This window comes from Azospirillum halopraeferens DSM 3675 (assembly GCF_000429625.1).
Lineage (GTDB): Bacteria > Pseudomonadota > Alphaproteobacteria > Azospirillales > Azospirillaceae > Azospirillum > Azospirillum halopraeferens.
Window position 1 is genome coordinate 1 of sequence record NZ_AUCF01000052.1, and the last position, 1,520, is coordinate 1,520.

At 55.4% G+C, this 1,520-nt stretch carries 2 protein-coding genes; both read right to left on the minus strand.

Annotated features, from left to right (window positions below):
- Positions 1-173 precede the first annotated feature (173 nt).
- A complete protein-coding gene (locus tag G472_RS39130) occupies positions 174-386 on the minus strand; it encodes a hypothetical protein (protein WP_156927249.1) in 213 nt (70 codons plus the stop codon).
- Between the two features lie 23 nt (positions 387-409).
- Positions 410-1,378, minus strand: a complete 969-nt coding sequence (locus G472_RS0124590) for a hypothetical protein (RefSeq protein WP_029010498.1) — start codon at positions 1,376-1,378, stop codon at positions 410-412.
- Positions 1,379-1,520: the final 142 nt, after the last annotated feature.

Sequence of the window (1,520 nt, forward strand, 5' to 3'; positions counted from 1 at the left end):
GCGATCCGCCGGGGCGTCGGGCACGATTCGGAGGACGCCGTGAGCGACAGGGCCGCGTCGCCGATGCCGACCACGCCCACGGTGATGACCGCCACCGTTCCTTTGGCCACCGGACTGAAGATTCACTAAAAAAAAGCCCCTCGAAGAGGGGCTTTTTTCACAGTTGCTGAAGACTAACGGGAGAAGTGCCGTGTGGGAGCAGCATCAAAGGCTTCCTCGACCACCCTTCTAATGTTGCGGACCCGCTCCTTTGATTCCGCATCCTGACCGTCAGGCTTTGCGATCCGCTGGGCTATGACATTCGGGTCGATGGACGATACCAGGGATCGCTCCCATTCGGCACGCCGCACCACTTCATGGTACAACTCATCGTAGTTTTTCACCATGGTTTTTCCCCAAATTTGACTCGTCAGCCGAGCCGCTGCCGTTGCCGCTCCAGGAATCTACCGTTCAGTTCGGCAGGGAAATAGTGCTTCCGCTTGATCCATACCAGCCCCTCCGCCTTGGTTATCACGGCTACATCCACTGGCCCTCCGACGGACTCCGATGGACGCGTAACCTTCTCCTTCAGGGATTCTAGCATGATAAGAGTCTCAGCCAAACTCGCCATTTCGTCCACCGGCAGCGACGCAACCGCACGGGTCAGCGGCTTGTAATGCTCCGCCACCTGAGCGTCAATAAGGCGATCCTGAAACTTTTTTAGGCAATCCTGGGAGTGGGTATCGAGATTCGGGATCGTCGCCACCCCCAGTTCCTTCTGCACATGTTGGGCAAGAGCCTTTAACGCCTCGTCAAACCCCTGAAGAACCACAGAGAAAATGTCGGGGCTTATCCCTGACATGAACGTGTGGACCATGTCGTTCATGGCGAACGGCTGAATGTGCGAACCATTGTCAACCGTCACACTCCGGGCCTTATCGCGGTCTGCAATAAACTTTCCCAACAATATCCCATAACAATTGTACTGGACAAAACCGGGAAAATAATCGTCCTCAGCGTAGCCGGCGATCACGATCCCGGTGTGACTCAAAAACTGCGGATACTTTTTGTAGATAGACTCAATAACTACCCCCACGAGCGTCTTCGGGGTGACGCCTACGCTCGAAGAAGCTATGACGGACGTGAGGGCCGTCTCAAGTTCATTGCCGAATTTTGCAATTGCATCAGAGACTGCCGTGGAGGCGAAGTGCGGCGGCAGCGGCTCCTTTGCGATGCCATTTGCTATCTCGTTCAGAACCGTTGCCCGTGCTGCGTCCTTCTTCACAGGGTCAGGTTCCGAAGCCACCCGCTTGTCCTCCTCGATCCAGTCGAGGAGATCGAATGCGGCACTCACGGCGTCGAGCTTGAATAGCTCCTCCTGCCGGGTGGGTGGAAACAAATGCGAATGATTCTCAACAAAAGAAAATAAATCCTTCGCATACTCATCTAGTGCACTGACACAGACATAGGATTCACAAGGGTCCGCTGACGTGCGATTCTGTCGGCATGGCCCAGACCGTCAGCGTCATCGTTGGAGCGGA